Source organism: Candidatus Cryosericum odellii, assembly GCF_003570935.1.
GTDB classification, from domain to species: Bacteria; Caldisericota; Caldisericia; order Cryosericales; family Cryosericaceae; genus Cryosericum; species Cryosericum odellii.
Map to the genome: position 1 here is coordinate 1 of NZ_QXIU01000023.1, position 18,214 is coordinate 18,214.

The 18,214-nt window shown below is 57.4% G+C and carries 15 protein-coding genes and 1 tRNA gene; 6 read left to right on the forward strand and 10 right to left on the reverse strand.

Translation table 11 applies throughout. The annotated features are described in order from the left end of the window. From SMC5_RS00915 to SMC5_RS00930, 4 genes are all read left to right on the forward strand, one after another. The coding region (locus SMC5_RS00915) for a response regulator transcription factor (RefSeq protein WP_133299129.1) at nt 1-648 on the forward strand (648 nt) is incomplete at its 5' end. Nucleotides 649-657: 9 nt separating this feature from the next. Then, nucleotides 658-1,824 carry a sensor histidine kinase gene (locus SMC5_RS00920; protein WP_119119218.1) on the forward strand — a complete coding sequence of 389 codons (1,167 nt, stop codon included), beginning with the start codon at nt 658-660 and terminating at the stop codon, nt 1,822-1,824. An 84-nt stretch (nt 1,825-1,908) separates the two neighbouring features. Beyond that, entirely contained in the window at nt 1,909-2,370 is a 462-nt protein-coding gene (locus tag SMC5_RS00925) for an OsmC family protein (protein ID WP_207798934.1), read from the forward strand. A gap of 106 nt (nt 2,371-2,476) precedes the next feature. Next, nucleotides 2,477-2,866 carry a hypothetical protein gene (locus tag SMC5_RS00930; RefSeq protein ID WP_126854893.1) on the forward strand — a complete coding sequence of 130 codons (390 nt, stop codon included), beginning with the start codon at nt 2,477-2,479 and terminating at the stop codon, nt 2,864-2,866. A gap of 67 nt (nt 2,867-2,933) precedes the next feature. Here SMC5_RS00930 and SMC5_RS00935 read toward each other — a convergent pair whose 3' ends face one another. Further along, a complete protein-coding gene (locus SMC5_RS00935; protein WP_119119220.1) occupies nt 2,934-3,416 on the reverse strand; it encodes an adenosine-specific kinase in 483 nt (160 codons plus the stop codon). A gap of 664 nt (nt 3,417-4,080) precedes the next feature. Here SMC5_RS00935 and SMC5_RS00945 point away from each other — a divergent pair. Then, nucleotides 4,081-8,580, forward strand: a complete 4,500-nt coding sequence (locus SMC5_RS00945) for a PA domain-containing protein (protein WP_126854894.1) — start codon at nt 4,081-4,083, stop codon at nt 8,578-8,580. Between the two features lie 299 nt (nt 8,581-8,879). Further along, nucleotides 8,880-9,554 carry a TIGR00266 family protein gene (locus SMC5_RS00950; RefSeq protein WP_119119223.1) on the forward strand — a complete coding sequence of 225 codons (675 nt, stop codon included), beginning with the start codon at nt 8,880-8,882 and terminating at the stop codon, nt 9,552-9,554. 6 nt (nt 9,555-9,560) lie between these two features. Here SMC5_RS00950 and SMC5_RS10535 read toward each other — a convergent pair whose 3' ends face one another. From SMC5_RS10535 to SMC5_RS00985, 9 genes are all read right to left on the reverse strand, one after another. Next, complete coding sequence (locus tag SMC5_RS10535) at nt 9,561-9,704, reverse strand: hypothetical protein (RefSeq protein ID WP_165848905.1); 144 nt, start codon at nt 9,702-9,704, stop codon at nt 9,561-9,563. Then, the gene (locus tag SMC5_RS00955; RefSeq protein WP_126854895.1) at nt 9,701-11,530 is read right to left on the reverse strand and encodes a hypothetical protein; all 1,830 of its coding nucleotides are present in this window, start codon (nt 11,528-11,530) and stop codon (nt 9,701-9,703) included. Before SMC5_RS00955 ends, SMC5_RS10535 begins: the two co-directional genes overlap by 4 nt. Nucleotides 11,531-11,836: 306 nt before the next feature. Next, a tRNA-Ser gene (locus SMC5_RS00960) sits at nt 11,837-11,929 on the reverse strand. Between the two features lie 75 nt (nt 11,930-12,004). After that, nucleotides 12,005-15,145: a diguanylate cyclase gene (locus SMC5_RS00965; protein WP_126854896.1), complete on the reverse strand. Its 3,141-nt coding sequence runs from the start codon at nt 15,143-15,145 to the stop codon at nt 12,005-12,007. Between the two features lie 123 nt (nt 15,146-15,268). Beyond that, nucleotides 15,269-15,505 (reverse strand): hypothetical protein, encoded by a 237-nt coding sequence (locus SMC5_RS00970; RefSeq protein ID WP_119119226.1) that lies wholly within the window; start codon nt 15,503-15,505, stop codon nt 15,269-15,271. After that, nucleotides 15,486-15,974, reverse strand: coding sequence for an RNA polymerase sigma factor (locus tag SMC5_RS00975; RefSeq protein ID WP_165848906.1), 489 nt, complete (start codon nt 15,972-15,974; stop codon nt 15,486-15,488). Before SMC5_RS00975 ends, SMC5_RS00970 begins: the two co-directional genes overlap by 20 nt. Nucleotides 15,975-16,003: 29 nt before the next feature. After that, nucleotides 16,004-16,459: a hypothetical protein gene (locus SMC5_RS10540; RefSeq protein ID WP_119175366.1), complete on the reverse strand. Its 456-nt coding sequence runs from the start codon at nt 16,457-16,459 to the stop codon at nt 16,004-16,006. Beyond that, nucleotides 16,420-16,950, reverse strand: coding sequence for a hypothetical protein (locus tag SMC5_RS00980; protein ID WP_126854897.1), 531 nt, complete (start codon nt 16,948-16,950; stop codon nt 16,420-16,422). Before SMC5_RS00980 ends, SMC5_RS10540 begins: the two co-directional genes overlap by 40 nt. Before the next feature lie 181 nt (nt 16,951-17,131). Continuing rightward, a partial coding sequence (locus SMC5_RS00985; RefSeq protein ID WP_207798936.1) for a ferrous iron transporter B occupies nt 17,132-18,214 on the reverse strand: 1,083 nt, incomplete at its 5' end.

Genomic DNA, 18,214 nt, shown 5'->3' on the forward strand with positions numbered 1-18,214 from the left:
CTCGAGAAGCTCTATCTGCAGAAAGAAGGCTATGAACCTATTCTGGCTGCCACCGGGCGCGAAGCATTGCGCCTGTTCGACGAGCAGAAACCTGATCTCGTGATCCTGGACCTTATGCTGCCCGAACTGAACGGCGAGGAGGTCTGCCGCGAGATCCGCAAGAAGTCGACCGTGCCAATTATCATGGTGACAGCCAAGAGCGATGAGATCCAGAAGCTTGAAGGCCTGGAGATCGGCGCAGATGACTATGTGACCAAGCCCTTCAGCCCGCGTGAACTCATGGCTCGCATCAAGGCGGCGCTCAGGCGGTATGACTGGGAGCGACTGGCTGACACGGCACCGGTGGAGAAACTGGTCTTCAAGGACATCGTCGTCTATCCGGGCAAGCACCGCGTGGTGAAGGCGGGTAAGGACATCATGCTCACCCCCAAGGAATTCGAGGTGTTCACACTGCTGGTTAAAGCCAACGGTGAACCCGTCTCGCGTTCCAGCCTCATCAAAGAGATCTACGGCGGCAGCGATGACGAAGTCTTCGACCGTACCATCGATGCCTACATCAAGAATATCCGCAAGAAAATCCAGGACGACCCCGGAAACCCGACGTACATCGAATCTATCTACGGAGTCGGATACCGTATCCTGGTGTAACGTGACCTGTTGAAGAAGACGTCCAGCTTCTATACCAGGCTGATCCTCAGCTACGCTGCGCTTCTGGTGCTGGTTATGGTGCTATCGATCAGTATAGCGGACGCCTTCTTCATACGGGCATTCAAGACCTTCCTCTCCGGTGGATATGGGTCGCCCTTCGGCATCGAGTCGATGGTCATCGAGCCGAAGACCTATCTGCTGACTGCCACGTATCTCAAGTTCCATGACATGATGCGTCTCTCTGTATGGATCGGCGGATGCGCCGTCATGTTGATCGCACTCGGCGTGGCGAGCTGGTTCACGCGACGCTTTTCTCAGCCTATCTCCGGATTCGCCGGATTCGCCGACCGCATCGGCCATGGCGACTACGATGCACAGATCTCGGACAACCAGGGACTGCGTGAGTTTGCCGAGTTGTCCAACTCGCTCAACCACATGGCACACGAGCTGAAGTGCCGTGATGAGGTGGAGCAGGAACTCTTCTCCAACCTGTCTCACGAGCTTCGTACTCCCGTGACGGTCATCAAGGGCTACATGGAAGCTCTCGATGCTGAACTGATCTCCAGCCCTCAGGAGCTGCATTCGGCGGCAGAGGCGATTTCTCAGGAGACGGCCAATCTCGAGATCATGATCAACGAATTGCGGCAGCTTGCCCAGATCGACAACAACGCCGTCACGCCCGAGGCGTCGGACTTCGATGTTGATGAGGTGCTGGGGTATATCTGGCGGAGGTTCGCCCCCATCGCTGCGGTCCGTGAAGTTCTATTGTCACACCAGTTCGAGGCCAACGTGAGGGTTCATCTTGATCGTCAGCTTCTGGACAGGGCGGTGGCCAATCTGCTGAGCAACGCTATCACTGCCACGCCGTCGGGACACTCCGTGACCCTCTCCAGCGCAATCGTTGGGTCGCACGGGGTCAACATCGTCGTCGAAGATACCGGGTCCGGGATTCCCAAAGAGGACTTGGCTCACGTGTTCGACCGTTTCTTCAGGGGCGACCGTTCGCGCAACAAGAGGAGCGGAGGTCTGGGCCTCGGTCTTCCCATCGCCAGGGATCTCGTGGAGATCGAAGGTGGTCATCTCGACATCAAGAGTACGGTGGGCGTTGGCACGCGCGTAACCATATCCTATCCGCGGTCTGTCATCACTCGCGACGAGTCCCTTCTGGCTTCCTGAAGAACTCATCTTGCACCTGGCGCCCGCAGGGTTACACTGACAGCTGCGGCCCATGGCGGCCGACTTATTTACCAGGAGTGGTCCATGGCCGGAGACAACATGTTACACGCCGAAGTTCATCAGACTGAAGGACTCACATTCGTGGCACGCGGTCCTTCCAATCACTGGGTCGTTCTGGATACGTCCGAATCGGGTGGCGGTCATGGGGCCGGGTCCAACCCCATGGAGCTGCTCCTGATGGCGCTTGGTGGATGCACAGGGATGGACATCGTGTCGATCCTCGCCAAGATGAAAGAATCGTATGCGGGATTCCGTGTGGAACTGTCCGGCGAACGTGCTGAGGAGCATCCCCACCGGTTCACCCGTATCTACGTCGACTACTACCTGACAAGTGACAGTGCTCTGACGGACAACGTTGTCAAGGCGATCCGGCTGTCCGCCCAGAAGTACTGCTCCGTGGGCGCGTCGTTGGAGCCTGGTGTCGTTCTGGTCAACAGGTATCACATCATCCGTGGTACGGGCGAGGAGACTGGCGAGGTCGTCTGATCGCCCCGGTCACGCGGATACGCCTGGTTTACTCTGCCCCATGATTTGATATGATAAGAATATGGGAGCCAGAAGGCACAAGAACAAACATCAGGATCAACCCCCCGTGGTGGTACCGGTCGCTGGGTCGCGCAAGGAGGATGTTGCTGCGCCGAAAGCTGCGACAGCAGACACCTCCCAGGACCACACGCTCGACACGTTCTTCGATCCCGCGCATATACGTCTGAGTAGTGTCATGCAGCGCCAGTCTGAGCTGGCGACGCTTGCCTGGCACTTCGCTGTTGCGTCCGTGTTCGTTCCGGTGGCCGGCATTGTTCTCGGTCTTCTCGCGGTCCTGTTCGCACGCGAAGCCCGTGACATGTTCGATCTTGTCGGGGGAGCCGATTCAGACAGGCACCGCGCGCACAAGTCTCTCGTCATCGGAGGCACGATGACGGGGGTCTGGCTGATCGGGACGATCGTGCTCATTGTCGTCCTCGCATCCAGGGGATTCTAGTCGAACGACGCGACACCAGTCTGTGACACCGAGCTTGGCCGGTTGTCACAGACTGGTGTAGATTGCCTCAGAACTTGTAGCCGAACTGTCGCAGCAGGGCCTTTCTGTCCGCCGCGTCGCCGTCGCTCTCGACGCCCTTCGGTTTCTCTCCGTCGATGACGCCCAGGATGCCGCGGTCGGTTCCATCGTCAGCGACAACAACCTTGAGCGGATTTGCGGTTGCGGCGAAGATGTTGCAGACCTCCGGCACAGTCTTGATGGCGTTGAGTACATTGATCGGGTAGGCATTCCCAAGCAGCAGGATGAAGATGTGTCCTGCGCCGATGGCCAGGGCGTTATCCCGGGCCAGTGCGATCAGGTGATCATCCGTTCCGGCGCACCGCACCAGACAGACCCCCGATGCTTCGTTGAACGCGAGCCCGAACTTCACGCCCGGCACGGCGTTCACCACAGCCTCGTAGATGTCCTCGACACTCTTGATGAAGTGCGTCTGCCCGATGATGACGTTCATGTCCTCGTCCTTCGTGACTGCTACCAGCTCTAGTTGCATGGCATCACCTCCACGTGCATTGTAGCGCCGGAAGTGCAGGAGCCAACGGCACCGTGCCCTCCGTCATTCCCCCCGAGGACTTTTGTTCAATCCGAGGGGTGTATTTCCCGAGCATTTCTTTCCAATGCAAGGGGTGCTTTCGGCGCAGGCGGAAATCCATTCTGTCCTCCTTTATCTCCATCTTGGATAAGTCGAAGAAGACGCGGGCTGTGTCTCGAGCGCTGGCGTGTCAACAACATTGTATTGAAGCTGCCTCGGCGGTGCTGTACGGCCGAATGTGCGATGGATACTGCCTGAACAGAGGGGCTTGACAAAACTGAAACGGTTGCCAAAATAACTTTTAGTACTTGAAAGAAAAGTTCGTAAATTGTGCTGACCATCCGGACCGCCGGGTCAATAATTGCAGTAGTATTCCGGCAGGCCATCGACGTGACAGCGCGCGAAGGCGACCAGGACTGGTCGTGGTTGTACTATTCGCACGCATTCAGGTTCTCCTCCACATTAGCCCAGGCTCCCTTCGGATCGGTTGGACAGCCGCCGTAGTCGAGTGTCTCAAGCTCGTCGACGTTGGCAGCCGCCTCGGGTCGTACCACCAGCTACAACAAAAACAGATCTCCAAGGCAGAATCGATGCAGTACAAGGGATTATTGATGCAGCGGTGGGCGTGACTGCACCAACGTACGCCGTAACCCTCGGCACAATCATAAAAGTAGAAGGCGATGCAACAAGTACAGTAACAATAGCAACATCACCAGCAGTAGCAGGCGCAACAGTAAGATTAACAGTTGTAATAAAAGATGGGATGCAATTAAAAGCGGAAACATTAAAAGCTAACTACAATGATGGTACAGCAAAGGTTGCAACACTTACAGGGACTGGCACATCATACACATTTACCATGCCAGCATATGCAGTGTCAGTGACCGCAGAGTTTGAAGAGATCCCAGCCTACGCAGTGACCTTTACCGTAACCAATGGAACTGACCGAATTGTTGGAGCACATCTCACTATTAACGAGACAAAATTAACAGACGGAAGTGGTGTAGCAACTTTCTCCAACTTAGCAGATGGGACCTACGCTTACGGCGTAACAGCAGAAGGCTTTGATGCCATCACTGGGGGTAGTGTAACAGTAGCTGGTGTAGATGTAGATGTATCAGTAACGATGACAGCAACAGCAGCACCGACCACCTACACCGTCACCTATGATCTCAATGGCGGAACAACCGGGACACAGACAGACGCTTTCAGTCCATATCTTGCTGGAGCCACCGTCACCGTCCTGGGTCAGGGCAGCATGCTCTATACGGGCTACACCTTCAGCGGCTGGAACACAGTTGCAGTTGGAGGCGGCGACGCTTACGCAGCGGATGCTACCTTTGCCATTAGAGCCGACTGGATACTCTATGCACAGTGGCTAAGCAGTGATGCCACCTTGACATCGACAATCGGAAAAGTAGATGATGATGCAGGAACTATCGTAGATATTCCCAATGGAACAACCTTGGCGGCCTTCAAAGCAGTGTATGGTCCGGCCGTCACGGAGAAGACCGCATATGTTGATTACGTCTACACCCTCGGCAGTACGTCGCCCAATCCGGTCACGTCCTTGGGCGACAACGCGGGGGCAGGCTACGCGTACGTCTATTGCGGCTTGGGGCGCGTTCCCGCAGATGGAGTAGGGTATCCTGACGATTTCGCCGGACTTGATCTCACCGGCAAGATAGCCCTGATCGACCGCGGCACCACCAACTTCTACATGAAGATCAATAACGCTGCAGCCCGCGGGGCTGTCGGCGTCGTCATCGCCAACAATGTGGCCGGATCGGTTTCAATGGATACCACCGGCGCCACGCTGACGTCGATGTCCGTCAGCCAGGCAGACGGCGCGAGCTTGAAGCTGCAGGCGGCCGCTCCTGATGGAGATGGAACCGGTTGTCTCATATTCCTTGTTGGCTGCTTTGCGGGGACAATCACACCAGCAACAGGAGCAACATTTGAAGTGTACGACGCTGATGGGGCAACTGTGGCAGAAGACCTTGCATCAGGTTACAAGGTAATAGTTACAGCAGAAGACCTGGTCACTACTAAAACTTATACTGTTAGTGTATTGCCAGCAAGTTCAGATGCCACCTTGACATCGACAATCGGAAAAGTGGATGATACTGCAGGAACTATCGTAGATATTCCCAATGGAACAACCTTGGCGGCCTTCAAAGCAGAGTATGGTCCGGCCGTCACGGAGACGACCGCAGCTGCTGATTACGTCTACATCGTCGGTAGTGCATCGCCCAATCCGGTCACGTCCTTGGGCGACAACGAGGGGGCAGGCTACGCGTACGTCTATTGCGGCTTGGGGGACGCTGACGATTTCGCCGGACTTGATCTCACCGGCAAGATAGCCCTGATCGACCGCGGCGGCACCACCTGGTTCTACAGGAGGATCAATAACGCCGCAGCCTGCGGGGCTGTCGGTGTCATCATGGCCAACAACGTGGCCGGAATGGTTTCAGTGGGTAGCACCGGCGCCACGCTGACGTCGATGTCCGTCAGCCAGGCAGACGGCGCGAGCTTGAAGCTGAAGGCGGCTGTTTCTGGGGATGGGACCGGTCGTCTCAAGTTCCTTGGCAACTTTGCGGGGACAATCACACCAGCAGCAGGAGCAACCTTTGAAGTATACAATGCTGATGGATCCACTGTGGCAACAGACCTTGTATCAGGTGACCTGGTAATCGTTACAGCAGAAGACCTGACTACTAAAACTTATACTGTTACTGTATTGCCAGCAGCAACAACAGACATCGCAGCAGCAGGCGTAACTGGATTTGTAGCACCGGTAACAGGTGCAGTACCGCAAGTATTTGGAGCATTAGCAGCAGGTGCAGCAACGTATACCGTAACAGGTCTAACGTGGGCAGCACCCGATAATTCTTATCTAGCAGCAACAGCATATACAGCCACAGTCGAGCTTACCTCTGCCGCAGGCTACAAGTTCCCAGTAGCAGGCATAGTAGCCCCGATCGCTGATGTTGGAACAGTAAGTAGTGTAGGAACGACAGCCGGAGGAGATGTATCCGGCAACACACTTACCTTTGATGTGCTATTCCCAGCGACAGCACCAATAGCGATCACAGCGATCGGTGCAATAACTGGCACACCTGAAGTAGGTCAAGTATTAACCGCCGGCGCATTGACACCATCAGCTGCAACAGTAACTTATCTGTGGACAATATGTGACACAGTAGATGGCACCTATACAGACATTGGTTGGGCAGCAACATCAATCACCTACACACCAGTTGCATGGGAGGTAGGTCGCTTCATCGAGGTTGTGGCAACCGGGACAGGCAGCTACTCTGGCACCGTAACAAGTGATCCAACAACAGCAGTAGTAGCAGCACCGGCAGTGGGCACAGCAGCAGCAAACGAAACTGAAAGTACAATCGCCTACACCCTGACGACAGGAACATTTGATGCAGTGACGGGTATCGATACAGATAACTGGACACTTGCAGGAGACGATGTAGCTGACTTAGGGAATATCACAGATGTTGCCTTATCAGTCGGAAATACGGTAGCAACGATCACCATAGATGGCACAGTTGGTGCACCCGGACAAGACTACACGGTAGAACCAGCACAAGCGGCGTTTGCAGCAGGCTTCACAGCCCCCGCGGCAGCAACAGTAACAATTACAGCAGAACCACCAACAGTAACGGATGCGGTTGCTGCGCTCCATGGCATGCGTATACTTGTAACCTTCAGCAAGGCAATGTCAGACCCGTCAGCGACGCCAACTGACTTCATAGTAACACTAGATGGAGTCGTGGATGACGTAACAACAGCATCCTTATATCCTGGAGATTCAACGATCATCGTTCTGGTACTTACAACACCAGTACTACACGGACAAGTAGTGACACTTGGATACGCAGGAACATTAACAGCGGAAGACGGTGGCGTACTTGCAGCGTTTGCAGACCGGCCGGTAACAAATAACAGCATACGCACACTAACTCCAGCACCAGCATTGGCAAATGGCTTGATCTTCGCAGATGATCCTGCGAATGACACCAATACCCTGATCACTCTGGGCCTACCAAGTGTTTCTGGCAATATATTTGCATACACGATTTCAGAGGATGCATTTGCCGTACCAACACCAAACGTGGGAGATGACCTGAATGCTTGGACAGCAGTAACAACCGGTGCCAGCATCGCAGTACTAGACGGTACGCATATCGGTGTTGCTGAAGTGGATGCAACACTTTCGGCAGTACAGTTCAGTGATGCAATCGCAGTAACCGAAGTAGAGCCAGTCTTTGTGGCAACAACAGACAGCTCGACAGCAAATACTGTTCCTGTTTTAGGCATAGTAGGAACAGGCGCTGTCTCGGATACTCCTGGAGTTGCAACAACAGATTTAACCACGGCTCCTGGCTTTGTCACAATCACATCAGTAGGTGCAGGAGCAGCCACGATCACAGTTGATGATGGTTCAGGCCATACAGCAACCATCGCTGTGACGGTAGCGGCTGATGGATCAATCACCATTGGAGCCATCACAAAATATGCAAGCACTTTAGCTGAGATTCTAACCTACAGCTTCCCTGAGCAGACCGGCCCCGCCGTCATCGACAGCGTCGCCGGCACCATTGACATCGAGGTAGCCAACGGCACTGACCCGAGCGACCTGGTAGCCACCTTCACCACATCAGATGCTATCGAATCCATACAGATAGGTGTAGATGACCAGGAAAGCGGTGTAACATCCAACGACTTCACCGGCGACGTAACTTATACAGTCACCGCAGAAGACGGCATCACCACCAAGGACTGGGTGGTATACGTAACCGAAGCAGAACCTGTAGAGATCACCGGCTTCACAGCATTGACGCCAGTAGATTTAACAGTTGATGAGCACCTGGTAGATCTGGCCGCATTGACGGCAAGCGGCAAGCTTCCAACAACAGTGACAGTGACAGATGGAACGACACCTGTAGATGCAACTATCACTGGTTGGACCGGAACGTTTGACGGAACAACAACAGGCGACTACATCTTGACGGCAGTCTGGACGATGCCGACCGGCTATGTTGATGCAGTCGATCCGATTGCTGTCCCGATCACCGTTACTGTAACCGAAGTTCAGACAGCGGGATAACCAATTAGCGAAATGAGTCCCTGTACGTAAAGTGCAGGGGGGCAAGTCAAGGCCCCGTGGGTAGAGTCGAACCGGGCTCGCCTGCGGGGCCTTTGATATGGGGTCAGCTGGTAAGTTCAGTGCCTGAGACGGAGACGTGGATTCCCGCCTTCGCGGAGAAGCACCCCTCGCCTTGAACAAAAGGGCTCGGGGGGGGGGAATGACAGAGGGTGCGGGCTGCTTGACAACGAACCGACCCCCGATACCCTGCATGCAGGGGCAGCACACCTGAAGCTGCACCCAATTGACAGGAGGTACTCATGCAGTACAAGATCATGTATCAGCCGTCCTACTCCTTACTCGGGCTGCAGCTCGACCCGTCCGAGTCCATCCTCGCCGAATCGGACGCCATGGTCAGCATGACGCCGAACGTCAAGATGGACACAGGGGCCAAGGGTGGTCTCTTTGGTGCACTGAAGCGATCCATTGGCGGGGAAAGCATGTTCCAGAACACGTTCACGGCTCAGGATGGACTTGGCACAGTAACATTCGCTCCAACCATGGTGGGGGACATTGCAGCTCGCGAGATGAGGGGCGAGAGCCTGTTCGTCCAGTCAGGCTCATTTCTTGCGTCGTCTCCGACGATCGAGCTCGACACCAAGTGGGGCGGCGCCCGGACGTTTTTCTCCAGTGAGGGGTTGTTTGTCCTCAAGGCGACCGGCGTGGGCATGTTCTTCATGTCCAGCTACGGTGCCATCCATGCGGTCACACTTGCTCCGGGAGAGCAGCTGGTCATGGACACCGGCCATATGGTCGCCTTCGACGCGACGATGGGGTACCACGTCCGGACGGTCGGAGGTCTGAAGCAGACACTGTTCTCTGGTGAGGGTCTGGTCGTGGATCTCACCGGACCGGGCACGATCTATATGCAGACGCGCAACTTTGGAGCTTTCGTGAATTACCTGGTCCCCAAGCTGCCCTTCAAACGCGACTGATCGTTCCTACTCGATGACGATGACCTCTGGCGCTGTCGCTGTCATGTTACTCTGGACGAGGGCTGCGCGTTCGGCGACGATTGCTCCTGAGATCCCCGTCCTGTGCCAGTTCTTCGCGTTTGAGCAGCAGGACGTCGTCGCGACGGTCAAGCTGTCCTCTCTGCGACAAGAAGATCCCCCGCGTGCAGCAGGAGCATCCGGGCGTGTGACAGCGACTTGGCGATGTAGAACCAGGCCTTTTCGGTAACGGCGGACGTCCGTATCATCGCCTGGTACCTCTTCCTGAGCAGGACGTCGTTGCCACCGGGCAGCGAATCCAGCCAGGCGAGCGGATCACGGGCTGCTTCCACACGAGTCGCCGCTCCAGTTTCGCGTGCCCGCAGCAGGGCAACAGGAAGCAGGTCGCTGCGTTCCTGCAGGGTCGGAGATCCAACGTCCACGATCGATGTCCTGAAGAAGGAGAACGTCCGCAGGAAGGCTTCCAGATCGCGCTCGACGGTGATGTCTGTACACAGGGCGCGCAGGGCCTGTTCGGAATCACCCTTCGCCATCGCTTCGGCAGCGAGGCGCGCGGTATCGTCGGAGACCCTGGCTGCGATGCGGTCGAGGTGCGTCCACGGGTCCAGGCCGGCCGTGTCGCCGGCTGCCTCCAGTGCCTCGACGAAGCGGTCCTGAATGCCGCGGTGTGCCAGCGCACGCTTCAGATCGTCTGCCCGGAACGAAGACGAAACCAGCAGCAGGAGGAGGTCCAGAACGAGAGGACGCGTGAAGGTCAACAGCTGTTGCAGGCTGGTCAGCGTCTCGTCGCTGGTCAGGGCATCGACCTGGGCACTGTCCAGCTCTGCGAGGCGGGTACTGTTGTCGCTGATCCATCGCTGCAGGCGGGGCACGGCAAGCCGAACAGCTACCGCTGCCCGGGACGCGCGTGGAAGACGGATGAACGACTCGGCGGGCAGCTTGATGCCGGCAGTTGTTTGCTGCAGCAGCACGTCGTCCAGTGCGCCTGGCGGCAGCCCTGCGTGGTCGAGCAGGTAGCGGGCGAAGGTCAAGTCGATGTAGACGGAACCGTCGAACTCTCTTGCGACATCCGGTGGAACCGATGGTGCCCGGTTTCCGAGCAGCAGTGCCCCGGCGTCCTGCAACAAATCGTGGAGAAGTTCGACGACGATACCGGCTGCCATCGGACCCAGTGGATGTGGTGCCAGACGAGCCAGTGAACGTCGTGAGAACGTTCGTGCGCCAAGGTGTGCTGGGGCAGGAAGGGCAGACAGGAACGTCAATTCCTGACCATCCCAGATCCAGTCGAGGGTGCAGGGCATGGCAATGCGGTCGCCGAGGAGCACGGCCAGGCGCGCAGACTGGATAATTGGACGTTCGTCAGCGGGTGATGGCGTTGGCCGGCGGAGGACCTCTCCGGTCGTGCTGACAGTCCACTCCCAGGCAGCGGTTTCACCATCGCTTGCCCCCAGTGTGCACTGCACTATGGCATTCAACTCCCCAAGGCTGGCATTCGGCGACCAGGCGCGGCCCGAGAGTCCGGGGTGGAGCTCGGCGCGTTGTACGAGGACCGCCATGGATGCGGTCGACAGGTACTCGGCTTCCGTCATGCCGGCGTCACGGGCTCTCTGGATCGTCTGAATGTCCAGAAGTCGCAGCCATGATTCCCGGATGCCGTCTTGCAGCTCCGCGAGTCCGCGGAATATCCCCACTGTGTCGAAGGTCGCAGGGTCGAACCAGGACCAGGCTTGTGGCACGACCGGGGAGCATCGTTCCATGATGTCGGGACCGACCGATTCGACAAGCCGGGTGAAGGAGGAAGTGTCGGCAGAGAAGTCATACTTCTCCAGCGCACGCCGGGCGTCAGCCAGCGTTCTTGCTCCCGCAAGGGCATGACGGTACGCGGTTCCGGGCAGGACAAATGTCTCAGTGACGTTGAAGCTGGCTGCAATCATGGCGAGGGTGGCCTGGCCAGCCATGCCGACGTCACGAAGAGGCAGGAGGCGTCGTTCCTGCAATCGGATCCATTTCATCGGGATGCCGTGACCGGGATGATGACGTCGATCCCGAGGAGACCGATGAACATGGTCAGGAACATAGCGGCAAGGATCCGTCGCTTCTTGAGTTCAGTGCAAGCGTACTGTGCCATCAGGTCACCTCAATTGGCCGCTCATATGCTCAAATGAAGCCTTTGAGTTCAAAGACGACAGTATCGTATCTGTGCGTGGGAGGGCTTGAATTGATCCGACGTGAGCATCTGACCACAGACATGGACGGTTCCAGACTGGCGGAGAGGGTGGGATTTGAACCCACGAGGCAGGGGTTACCCACCTACTCGCTCTCCAGGCGAGTGCTTTCAGCCGCTCAGCCACCTCTCCGCATGGTAGGAACACGAACAGAACAAGTATAGGGAAAACGTCCCCAGATGCAACGAACGGGCAGCAAACGGCTTTCTATTCCGGGGGTCCCGGCTCAGCCTGCTTCTGGCTGGCCAGGCTGTCCAGGACGTAAATGGTGTTCTTGCCCCTTTTCTTGGCCTGGTACATTGCAAGATCGGCGAGCAGGAGCAGATTCTCTGGGTCGGACACGCGGGCCTCGAAGCTTGTGACGCCACCGCTCAGCGTGACCACGGTACGGAAGTGGCGGTGGTCACGAGCGCTGTTGCGTTCGACGGACGCGCGAATACGCTCGGCGGCCTTGTGCGCGTCGGTGGGAGAGGCCCCCGGCATCAGGATGACGAACTCCTCGCCGCCGTATCTGTAGGCTGAATCGACAGTCCGGATGCTGTGGCGCAGGATGTCTGCGATGCCCTGGAGGGCGAGGTTGCCATCCAGATGAGAATAAGTGTCGTTGTACTTCTTGAAGTCGTCGATATCGAAGAACAGGAGGGAGAACACTTCACCAAATCGCGCTGTGCGTTCCGACTGTTCCGTGGAGTGTGTCACGAACGCGCGGTAGTTGCCGAGGCCCGTCAACTCGTCGGTCACCGAGAGTTCATCGATGCGATGCACGTAAAGGATGTTCTCGGCGACCAGACTGCAGTCTGAGACGAACGCCTCCACCATGTGCCGCTCTTCGTCTGTCAGAAGCACGGGGCGTTTGAATGCCACGTACAGGACTCCATAGAGAACGCCTTCGAGTGTCATGCGGAGGGTCAGCTCGGTCATGGCTCCTGGGGCGAGCGGGACCATCGTGTCCGAGACTTCAGCGTGGATGACCGCAAGGCTGGGACTGCTGAACGCTTCGCCCAGGATACCCGGCTCGACCCCGGGTTCGGGAGTGAACCCGAAGATGTCGGCTTTGCTGACAACCAGCCGTCTGGACCCTGCTTCGAAGGGGATGTATGCCGATGCGTCCGCCTCCATGACATCCTGCAGCTTGTGAGCCGTGGCAGCCAGGAACTGCCGCAGATCTGTGCGCTTGAAGGAGGCGTCGAGCAGTTCCCTCGCCGCAAGTCGATACTTTGTAAGCAGGGCGGAGCGCTGTTGCACGAAGATCTTCTGTATGATGGACTCCGCATAGGCCATGAAGAGGTCGAATGCACTGGTTTCGCTGACTGTCAGCAGCCTGTGTTCTCCGATGCCCACGATGACGAAGCCGACGAGGCGTTGCTCAAAGTCAAGCTGATGCACCAGCAGGTCGCGGCCTTGCAACAGGCCGGTGACCGAGCGCGACAGCGAGTGTGTCATATCCAGTCGAGCTCGCAGCTCGCTTTCCAAGACATGGACAGGTTCGCTCTCTTCCGGGCCGGCGGCCCGGATGGCAATCCAGGGGTGTGCCGTGTTGCCCTCGTTTTCCAGCAGGATGACACTCCCTGGCCCGGGCAGGATTCGTCGCAGAAGGCGACTGAGATGCGCTGTTGCCTGCTCGGCGGTCGAGACGTCGATGTTTTCCAGTTCCGCCCTGTTGATGGCTTCGCGGATATTGCGCTGCTCTTTGACTTCTTCCCACATCAGTCTTCCCTGCAGGAACCCCTGAACCTCTCCGGCAACCGACAGGACGTCCGCGGAGACGTCGCTGGTGAAGTAGTCGCTCTGGCCGCTTTCCAGGCTGAGCACGGCGGTGACCCGACCTTCCGCATTCTTCATCGGGATGGCCAATTCACTTCGCGTGGCCTCATCGGCCATGATGTAATTGGCATACTCGGCAGTGTTGGGGACATTGACGATTGCTCGCTCACGAAGCGCCTGTCCAATGGCGCCTGCTCCATTGTTCATACGGGCAATGATCTCCTGGGGTGGGACAGGGGACTTGGACGGCGGCACTGCAAAGAACCGGGTGAAGCGATCGTTTTCCACCATCAGCAGATTGATGCGCGACAGCTGGAACGCGTTGCTCATGATGGAGAGGGAGTTATTGATCTCTTCGTCGAAGGGCAGGAGGGAGACGATGGCGGAGGACAGCTGGTTGGTGACCGTCAGGGTGAAGTTCTTGCGCTTCATTGCCTCCATCATCGTGGCGTTGTCCAGCACCGAGGCAGCAATGTTCGCAAACGACGTGAACAGAGCGAGGTCGTCTTCGTTGAATGGATTCTCGATGCCAATTCGGCTGACGGAGACGAGACCGAACTTCTGACTGCCCTTGCGCAGAGGGGTGGCCATCATCGATTCGGGCTCCTCGGGCGTGCCATAGATCTGCACGGCGCGCGGGTCCAACAGGGCGTTCTTGATGAGTTCGGGGGTGTCACCATCGAAGACCTTGCCCAAAATACCCTGTCCCCGCCGGATGTGCAGGTGCGAGAGAGCTTCGTGATATTCGCTCTTGGCGGCGACAACGGACAGGCTCTCCATGTCCGCGTCGATGGTGGCAACGATAGCGTCGTCGGCCGAGAAGAACAGCGCCGCGCGGTCCGTGATGGCCTCCAGAACCTGCTGATAGGCCTGAGACGCGGCCATGTCCCGGATAATGGCGGTAAGGAAGGACAACTTGTGGAACGCAGCCTGCATGCGCTCCTTGTCACGATTGACATCAGCAACATGGGTATCCATGGCGCGAAGCCTGCGCCTGACACGTTTATCTGCAGCATACGACAGGATCCCCACGCCCGCGACAGCAAGTATCTCTGCCCCGATTTCCCCCCAGTTGGCTGACCGGAGCGCTTGCATGAAGCTGCTGCCCTGCTGGTGAGCAATCGACAATTCCTGGCTTGCCACGAGACTGGCAAGGGCTGCCGTCAGGTACAGGGGAAAGTGCCCGTTCTGCAGGACGATGGACGCAATGAGGACGAAGGCGCCGCTGACGATGAAACTGATATCAAACGGCAGGATGCGTGTTCCGCCATAGAACGCGGGCCTGCCCATCAGCAGGGGACTCCCCATCGCGCCCAGGAAGAGGTTTATGGCGATGCCGTCGAAGAGGATCTGGTGCCGGAGGATGGCGCGCACTGCGCGGTTGCGAGGCGCAAAGCGGTCTATGAGGTCAAGTGCAACGTTGAAGGTGATCGCGGTGACAAGGATACCAAGCAGAAACATGAGCCCAATGGGCCGGGGGGACCGACTGAGCATGACAAAAAGCCACCAGACGCTGCCTCCAGCAATGATGACATACCGGAGCAGAATGAATATCCTGGTTATGTTGCGTTCGGCAGGTTTCACGGTGTGCAAGCCCTTTCCATAGAGAAACTATAGCGTGCCTATGGAAAATGCAAACTGGAGCGCAGGTCTCTCGCTGACAGGTCTGGACGAGAGTCAGGGAGAGCTTGTCAACGAGACGGCAGTCTAGAAGCTGAGCAGAACCTCGACAATGCGCGAGGAGGCGAGGATGATGAGGAACGAGACGCCGGCCAGAGCGAAGGCCAGGACTGGCGTCCAGCGGGCCGTACACCCGCGTTGTGGTTCGGTTGCTGTCAGGACCTGGCGCAGGAGGTGCTCTGGTACCGTCACGCCGTCGACAGCCGCGTGATAGTGTGTCCGAAGCAGCTGGTCAAGCTCGTCGTCACTGTGTTCCATGGTCACGATGTGCCTCCAGGAAGGCCTTCAGCTCTTCCTTCGCGCGAAAGAGGCGCGATTTGACGGTTCCCACGGGCTTCCCAATGAGTTGTGCAATCTTCTCGTAGGGCATCTCCTTGTAGTAATAGAAGTACAACACGTCTCTCAGGTCGCTCGGGAGGTGCCGCATGCCTGCTGCGACGTCCCGTACGGTCTCGGCTTGCACCGGGTCATATCCCGTCCCGTCCGAACCCGGCTGCGGCAGGGCGTCTCCCGGGGTCAGCAGGGGAAGCTCCCGTCCCTTGCACTGGCGAAAGCTGCTTGCTTCATTCATGGCAATCCTCATGACCCACGTTGTTGGGCTGGAATCGCCGCGAAAGGACGGGAGGAAACGACGCACCTTGAAGAACGTGGACTGGAAGACGTCGTCCGCGTCGAACCGGTTGCCCATTCGTGAGACCAGGTATGTGTAGATTTCATCTGCACAACTGTTCATAAGCGTCTCGAAATCCAAGAGCATCGATGCTAGAAGAAATCCGTCAGACTTGGCAGGAGGAAATACCTGTACGGCAGGACGACGGCCAGTGCCATAATCCAGCTGACAGCCAATGTCGCAGCGAGCGCGATGCTCCACCATGACACGGCTTGTTTGAAGGACAGTCCCAGCATCGCCGAAACGACCAGACATGCAAGCACGAAGGCTGCGACGAACCAGAGGACCGCCCACGGCAGTTCCTGGAACAGCGTGCCTCGGATAAACGAAAATCGCAGCAGCGCTGTCGTACGAGGCAGGATCAGTGGCCCGAACAGCAGAAGAAACGAGATGGCAGACACCAGGAATGCCTTGAACCAGGAAAGCCTGACGGGCAGACGGTACGCATCGTAGCGCACCATAAACAGCATGACAAATGGTGCGACGACGACTCCGCCCAGCAGTCCGGTCAGTCGAGCCGTAATAAGGCCCGGAATGATGCCGAACATCTGCCCTCCTTACCCCCCATCCCCGTCAGCTGGGTATGCAGGAGCTCGCACTTGGCCACAAGAAGCCGGGTCCGTGTGATGGTCGTCAGGAAACGCTCCTGTCCTGCAGTACCTCTCTTCAGGAGTATCCATGCGGCTTCTATGCTCTTGTCGCCGGCCAGTGCGAGGACGTCGGCGAGAAGGCGGTCACTGGTATGCTGGTCCCGGACAATACGTCGGGTTGCGCTGTTCACCTGATCGAGCGCAGTCAGGTAGGTGCGGACGAGGAGACGGTACTGTGGCGTAGTCCCCTTGACTGAGCGCGCAAAGAGCAGTTCAGCGGTGACGTAGGCCGCCAGCTCGTGCGCAGCATCTGAAGTTATCTTGTTACCACTCGTGTAGAGGTCCAGATCGGCAGCAAACGTCGATGCCGCATTGGCGACCGGTGTCAGGAGCGAACAACACAGCAAGCCCACGATCAGGCAGGAAATCAATTTTAATTTTCTCATCATATCACCCGTTATTAGACAGTCGATGATTCAACATTGTTCAATAGATGACCCAACCGTTCACCCGGTCTTCCCGTGTCATTGTGCCACTCTCCTCGCACAGTATTGCCCTCGGCGTTGTTTTGTCAAAGGATCGTGAAGCACCAGGATCCTGCAAGATGGCAGCATGTCGTCATTCTTCCGCCTAGCGCATGAGCGACACCAGGTTCCAGCCCCAGTTAACCAGGGCGCCAAGGACGAGCGCCAGCACGACCTCGCCCACACTGACGAGCGCCGCGCGGCGATTGCCGAACTCGCGTTTCAGTGCAGCGATAGTGCTGACACAGGGGATGTACAGCATGACGATCAGGGCGAAAACGTACATCTGCTGAGGTGTCATGACTGTCCCAAACTGGGATGTATGCATCAGCGTGGCCAGCATGATGAGTGCAAGCTCCTTGCGCAGGACGCCAAAGATGAGGACGACCAGCGCCACAGGAGGGAGCCCCAGGACACCCTGAGTGAAGGGCGCCGCCCATGTCGTGAGAGGAATCAGCCACCCCAGTTTGTCGACAACATAGAGGACGATGGAGCCGGCCGCGATGATGGGGAACGCGAAGACCACGAAGTCCTTGAGCCTGAACCAGGTCTGCTTGAACGTGATGCGCAAGGGCGGCCACTTCAGCTTGGGCATCTCCATGATGAGCCCGGGATTGGTACCCGGGATGAAACGGTTCAACACGCGCCCGACGATGAAGACGATGATGAGACTGATGATGTACAACGACAGCGCGGGCCAGAAACCCATGAAGGCGCCCACAAGTCCCAGGATGACGACCGTGCGCGCTGAGCATGGGACGAGCGTCGCGAGCACACCGGCAATGAAGCGGTCCCGGTCGCGTTCCATGATCCGTGTCCCCAGGACTGCGGGTACATTGCACCCAAACCCGAGGATGATGGGGATGAAAGCCTTGCCGTGCAGACCCATACGGTGCATGATGGCGTCGGTGAGAAATGCCATGCGCGCCAGGTATCCCGAGTTCTCCAGGAACGACAGGATAATGTAGAATGGAACGATATAGGGAAGGGCGACGGAGACGCCCGCCAGGATACCCTGCAAGACGCCGCCCCACAGGAAGTTCCGCAGCCACGGGACGATGGGGAGAGCCAGAAAGACCTTCTGCAGAGAGCCGAAGAGAGCGTCCAGGACAGAGGAGAGCCGGCCTCCCAGGACGAAAATGAGACCGAAAACAGCGAACATGACAGCGACCAGCACCACCCATCCGAA